The following is a 6051-nucleotide window of genomic DNA, read 5'->3' on the forward strand; positions in this document are numbered from 1 at the left end:
GTAATAAACGCTTGCTCTACGAAGAATTAGGAGTTAGTGAATACTGGAGTGTTAAGGTAAATGATCCTCAAATATTCGCTTTTGAAATAATCGATCGAGGTAGCAAAAGAATTGATATATCAAAGGTTTTACCTAATTTAAAACTCGCGGTTTTAGAGTCAGCTTTACAACAGGCACGCAGCAAGGATCAAAGTCAGGTGGGACGTTGGTTAATCAGTCAATTTCAAGGTTAAATCTTACTGTTTTTTGGCAGCCGCTTTCTCCAATAAAGACTCGGCAAAAGCGATGGCATCTGCTGCCGAATTTCCTCCCGTTAATTGTGCCAATTCTTCCCTTCTCGTCTGACGATTATCGAGAGAAGTAACCCGGACAACCGTGCGAATTTCCGAGAGATTAGTGGGATTATCTTCGGCAATTATTTGTTTATAAACTCGAAAATGGTGATCAGCTAAAGCAGCCACTAAGGGTTGATGAGTAACGCATAAAACTTGATATTGTTGACCTAATTGATCTAATTTATCGGCAATTGCTTGGGCAACTTTTCCCGATACTCCCGCATCAATTTCATCAAAAATTAGGGTTGCTGCTGCCGATTGGGATTGGGAAAAACAGGACTTTAACGCTAGGAGAAAACGACTCATTTCTCCCCCGGAAGCGGTACTGGATAAAGGTTGGATTTTTTCCCCCGGATTGGGACTAAAATAAAATACCACTTGATCGACTCCCAGACTGCTAGGATTACCCGGGTTAATCCGACAGACAAAAATCACCTTTTCCATGGCTAAAGGTTTTAATTCCTGTACCAATTGTTTTTCTAGTTGACTAGCGGTTTCTTGTCGCAAAAAGGTCAACTGGGTGCTAGTTTCTCGATAGATGTTTTCCTGTTGCTGACAAATTTTTTCTAATTCTTCAATGGATTGTCCTTCTCCCGTCAACTCCGCTAATTCCTGCTGTAATTTCTGATAATAATCGAGCGCTTCGGCTAAACTTGGGCCATACTTGCGACAAATGCGCTTAAGTTGGACAATTCTCTCTTCTATCTCGTTCAATCTCTCGGGATCTGCCTCTAGACTATCCCCATAAACGTTGATTTCCTGTCCCGCTTCCACCACCTGATTTAATGCCGATCGCACCATCTCTAAAATTGGCTCTAAACTTGTATCATAAACCATCATATTTGTCAAGATATTTTCAGCTTTTCCTAACAAATCGGCGACGGCCGGTTGATCGCGATCGTTTTGGTAGAGTAGTTGATAGACTTGATAGCTGGAATTTTGCAAATCGACACCGTGGGAGAGTCGGTTTCTTTCCTGTTCCAACTGTTCCAACTCGTCAGCGTCAGTTAAATTAGCTGATTCTAGTTCTTTTAGTTGATATTCTAATAAATCTAATCTCTGTAGGCGATTTTGTTCCGATTGCAACCTATTATTTAAACTATTCTTGCTTTCTTGCCAGTTAAGGTAGGCTGTGGCTACCTTTTCCCGCTGCCGCAGCAGCGATTCACCCCCGTAGAGATCTAATAATTCCCTCTGTCGATTAGCGTCCATTAACTGAACTGTTTGACCTTGAGCGGTGATTTCTACCAAAAAATCTCTTATTTGCGCCATTTGTTGGCGATTAGCGACGACTCCGTTAATGCGAGAACGAGAACGCAAGGAATTATTAGTAATCACTAATTCCCGGCTGATGGTCAGACTATTATCCTCTAATGGGTCAATTTCCTGACTTTCTAGCCAAGCAATTAATTCTGGGGTGAGAGAAAAAGTCGCTTCTAGGGTTGATTGTTGGCTTCCCTGACGGATGACGCGATGATTGACTTTACCACCGAGAACAATATCGATCGCATCTAATATAATCGATTTTCCTGCCCCCGTCTCACCGGTCAGTACATTTAATCCGTTCCCGAAAGTTAATTCTAAGCGATCGATGAGGGTAAAATTTTGAATTTGTAGGCAGGATAACATATATCGGTAATCAGTAATCGGTAATCAGTTGGTATTCTCATTATCCTTCAGCATTCCCTAATTTTCCCCGAAACGGTAGCCCTTCCCATAGACAGTATTAATTAGAGGTGTTTCTCCAGGCGCTTCGATTTTACGACGCAGTAAGCGCATCAGGGCAGGAACCACATTACTATTAGGTTGCTCTCCTTCTGACCAGAGATGCTGATAAATTTGTTCATGGGTGAGAAGTTGCCCCGGATGGGTCATAAATAAAGTCAACAATTGTACTTCTTTTGCTGATAAACTAATCGTGCGACCGTGACGATAGGCCACTTGATTTTCGCTATCGAGTTCTAAATCAGCACATTTTAGTTTACTGCTATTACTAGCTTCAAAATTGGGAGAACGACGCAATAAAGCGCGGACTCTCGCTAATAATTCTCGCAGTTGAAAGGGTTTGACTAAATAATCATCAGCACCGGCATCTAATCCCGCCACTCGATCATCTATGGTATCCTTAGCGGTTAGAAACAAAACGGGAGTGGTGTCCCCTTGATTGCGTAAATATTGACAGATTTGTAATCCGGATTGCTGGGGTAACATCCAATCGAGAATTAAGAGGTCATAATTATTCTCTTGTGCCAATTCTAACCCCGTCCGACCATTATCAGCAATATCAACTTCATAGCCTTCTTGAGCAAGAATTTGTTCTAAGGGTTCGGTTAATTCTTTTTCATCATCAACGATAAGTATTTTCATAAAAGTAAAAAAGATGGTGTTGGGTTTTGGGGTTTTGGGGTTTTGGGGTTTTTTAGTTGAATCTCCCCATATCCCCATGTCCCCATTTCTCCTAATTATCGATCTTTGGGTAATAAATTGCGCCATTCGAGAGGGATATAACTTTCAATAAATCTAGCCAGGGTTGGGTAATGACGCTGATACAAAACTCCCATATAGATAATACCAAGTCCTAGGGCGGTTAGGGCAAAGGGAAAGAAAATTGAATCGGCAAAGAGACGATAGGAGAGATAGGAAAGATAAGCAAATACTCCGACACCTCCGAAAACCACAAATAATCTTCTTTTTAGCAGGACGGATAATAACATCAATCCCAAGTTAATTAGACAGTACAAAAATCGTTGCGCTTCATTATCATCGATGAGGAGAGATAAACTAAACCAAAACATAATTAATCCGAACAAGTACAGCCAAAAAGCAAAATCACCCCGACTGCGACGCTGACGTACATCAATTAAATAGGCCGTTATTAAACAGGCAATTCCAAACCAAAAGGATACCCAGAGTCGCATTCTCCATATATATTCGTTCTCTCCAAATAGTAAAGGAGTTAAGTCCATTGACATATACCACAGACTAAAGGCGATCGGTGCAGTTAAAAAAGGAAATTTAACAAATCGCAAAGTTATTAATCCTGCGATAATCGTGCCTAATTCCATTAAAAACCAACCGCCTTTAGTCCAGGTATAGAAATCTGGATAAGTGGTCATATTTCCGGCTTGCCAGTATCCTGTCCAGCGTTGTAAACCATAGATTGCTAAGGGAGTCATTGCCACTGCCATGGTAAATAAAAGGCCGCCGGGTATTTTGAGATTTTGCTGAAAATATAGATTTTTTCCCGCAAAAATAAAACAAATTGCATAAAACAGGGCGATAAAAAATAGTCCTGCACCACCGAAACTCTCCCAAGCTTCGTTCATAAACCACCCCAGGGCAGAGATAACAATTAATGCCCCAAAATAATAGGCGACATTAGCAAAATTAAAGCGAGGGCGATTAACTTCATCTTCTTGGGGATAACGGGATAAAAAAGCCGTCCATAAATTTTCAGCTTGGCTGGCAGTAATTAGGTTTTGTTGTACCGCCCAATCAAAATCTTCTCTTTCTAGTCTCATAATATTCTCTAGTCCTTAAGCTAAGATGTATTTTAACCGCTTATCCTAAGGATAAGGGAATAGGGCATAGGCGCAGATGTTAAATCCTGTAGTAAAACTTAACATTTACCGATTGCAACATCCGAAATCTGCAAAATAGAGTATAATTCAATCTATATTAACTATTATCGAAGACATCATGATAACTAAATCAGAACTCTATGAACAAGATTTTCAATTATGGCTGATAACAACAATAGGTCAGTTAGAACAAGGAGATTTTCAGGCATTAGATGTATCTCATTTGGTTGAGGAGTTAAAAGAATTGGGTAAATCAGATAAAAATGCCTTGGAAGGAAATTTAATGATTTTGCTGGCTCATTTACTGAAATTAAAAGTACAATCCTCCGCCCCTGAAAGCATGAAATCTAGCTGGTATAGCTCCATTGTCGAACACAGGGAACGAGTTGTCGCCTTACTAGAAAACACCCCTTCTTTGAAATCTCATCTAGCAATCGCCATCGATAAAACCTATCCTAAAGGTCGCAAAATTGCCATCAAGGAAAGTAAATTGGCTGACTTTGGAATTGCGATTCCTCCAGAGGAAACCTATCCCCTAGACTGCCCTTTTTCCTTAGAACAGATTCTTGATGAAGATTTCTATGCCTGATAATTCATATTTAATCCATCGGCTAAGACGCTTTCAAAATGCTTCTAAAAAGTCTTCAAATCTCAAAAACTGGGAAGCTATACAAGTCACATCTGTTTCCCGATACTAAGCGATTCGACTGACTTTAAATAGAGCTTACAAGCTTTTTTGCCCAACCCTAGTTAATCAGCTTTCAAGAATAAGTAAAAATTATAAATTCAAGGTAAATAATTAAAATATTTAAATATTTGGGGCGATTAGTCAAGTGTAACAAGCAAGTTACAACATTTTGATTTTCCCAGAATTTGCCAAAATTTGGCTGTAAATCGGGGTTGCCTACATTTAATAATATGGTATGATCGTGGTATGCTTTGGGCTTAGTTTAACCTTTAAGCTTTAAATCAACGGAAAACCAAGACAATCAGGGGACTATATCGATTCTCTTGCCCAAAAAAAGCCGCCAGTGATGAAATTTTTTTATGTTGCAATTTTTGAAGTTTTGTAAAGGCTATTGACTTAAAGCCAGAATTGTGTAACTCTCCCCGCTCCAAACTCCGGCACTCGCAGACAGTCAACAGCTAATCAAGTTGGGAACTAGGAGGAGAGGTCAACTCCTAGTCCCCTGTTTTTTGGAATATCAATTCCGCTTAAGGTACTTCAGTCCAGCGCCTAAGCCTCCTAGTACCAGCAAACTCAGCACAGTTGACGGTTCGGGAATCGGGGCAGAAAAGTTAGAAATCGTCACACTAGCCCGTCCAAAAAGGTTGTCGCGAGTGAAAATACGGAAACCAAAGCTGTCGCCAGCTAGGACGTTAAACGTCGATGTCCCGTTTTGGACAACACCTCCCCCATCGTCAGTTACTTGGGTGAAGCTGCCGTTGAGCAGATATCCGAAGGTATCCCAGAAAGCACTACCATCAGCAGTCGAATAGTTCCAATCAAACGTCACCGTCCCAGCCGCAGCCGCAGTGGTGGTGTAGTCTGTGGTTCCAGAATCGAAAGAAAAATTGTCCCCCCCAGTCAGGCTAATGGACGCGGGAGCGCCGCCGGTATTGACGAACCCGTCGGCATTACTATTGGTAAATGTCCAATTAATGGGATCGTAAGCGTCTTGGAAACCGAACACTGTTGCGGCACTAGCACCAGAAGCAGCGGCTAGGGTGAGGCCAACAGTAGTGACAGTCATTGCGGTCTATGACCGCAATGACTCGAATAATTTTGGCGATTTGGTGGCCATGGCCCTAAAAATAAATTAATGTACCCCTTAAAGTTAAGGTTGATCAAAATATTTTTCAAGAGGATTTTTTATGGAAATATTCAATCCTATCTATAGCGTTTCTGATTCACAAGAGGTACATTCCCGATCCTGAACAGCTTAATCAGCAAAGGTTTAAGTGTGCCGCACAGATGCGAGAACCGCTATATATAGGGTTTGCTGAATAAGTACGGGCGAAGCATTCGGATAGAAAATCTACGTTTTCACCGATAGGTTATTGCCCGAATGCTTCGCCCCTACAGGACGCGGGCCGATGAAGACGCAAGGTTTTGAACGACGATTCTCTCAAAA

The 6051-nt window shown here is 41.2% G+C and carries 5 protein-coding genes and 1 pseudogene; 3 read left to right on the plus strand and 3 right to left on the minus strand.

Going from position 1 to position 6051, the window contains the following annotated elements:
* Positions 1-233, plus strand: a pseudogene (locus tag O9300_RS13710) (Uma2 family endonuclease); the annotation flags it as partial.
* A 3-nt stretch (positions 234-236) separates the two neighbouring features.
* Here the strand turns inward: O9300_RS13710 and recN are convergent.
* From recN to O9300_RS13725, 3 genes are all read right to left on the minus strand, one after another.
* Positions 237-1964, minus strand: a complete 1728-nt coding sequence (recN, locus tag O9300_RS13715) for a DNA repair protein RecN (RefSeq protein WP_287972189.1) — start codon at positions 1962-1964, stop codon at positions 237-239.
* A gap of 57 nt (positions 1965-2021) precedes the next feature.
* Positions 2022-2702, minus strand: coding sequence for a two-component system response regulator RppA (rppA, locus tag O9300_RS13720; protein WP_147069109.1), 681 nt, complete (start codon positions 2700-2702; stop codon positions 2022-2024).
* A gap of 95 nt (positions 2703-2797) precedes the next feature.
* Positions 2798-3856 (minus strand): DUF2157 domain-containing protein, encoded by a 1059-nt coding sequence (locus O9300_RS13725; protein ID WP_287972191.1) that lies wholly within the window; start codon positions 3854-3856, stop codon positions 2798-2800.
* A 178-nt stretch (positions 3857-4034) separates the two neighbouring features.
* On the opposite strand from O9300_RS13725, the gene O9300_RS13730 reads away from it, so the two are divergent.
* Both O9300_RS13730 and O9300_RS13735 read left to right on the plus strand, forming a co-directional pair.
* The gene (locus O9300_RS13730) at positions 4035-4505 is read left to right on the plus strand and encodes a DUF29 domain-containing protein (RefSeq protein ID WP_287972194.1); all 471 of its coding nucleotides are present in this window, start codon (positions 4035-4037) and stop codon (positions 4503-4505) included.
* Positions 4506-5316: 811 nt separating this feature from the next.
* Positions 5317-5643: a hypothetical protein gene (locus O9300_RS13735; protein WP_287972195.1), complete on the plus strand. Its 327-nt coding sequence runs from the start codon at positions 5317-5319 to the stop codon at positions 5641-5643.
* The last annotated feature ends 408 nt before the right edge of the window (positions 5644-6051 follow it).

The organism is Microcystis sp. LE19-195.1E (assembly GCF_027532095.1).
Classification (GTDB): Bacteria; Cyanobacteriota; Cyanobacteriia; order Cyanobacteriales; family Microcystaceae; genus Microcystis; species Microcystis aeruginosa.

Excerpts from the sequence above, each read along its gene's own strand:
- rppA (WP_147069109.1), bottom strand. The coding sequence starts at position 2,702 with ATGAAAATACTTATCGTTGATGATGAAAAAGAATTAACCGAACCCTTA.
- recN (WP_287972189.1), bottom strand. The coding sequence starts at position 1,964 with ATGTTATCCTGCCTACAAATTCAAAATTTTACCCTCATCGATCGCTTA.
- O9300_RS13730 (WP_287972194.1), top strand. The coding sequence starts at position 4,035 with ATGATAACTAAATCAGAACTCTATGAACAAGATTTTCAATTATGGCTG.
- O9300_RS13725 (WP_287972191.1), bottom strand. The coding sequence starts at position 3,856 with ATGAGACTAGAAAGAGAAGATTTTGATTGGGCGGTACAACAAAACCTA.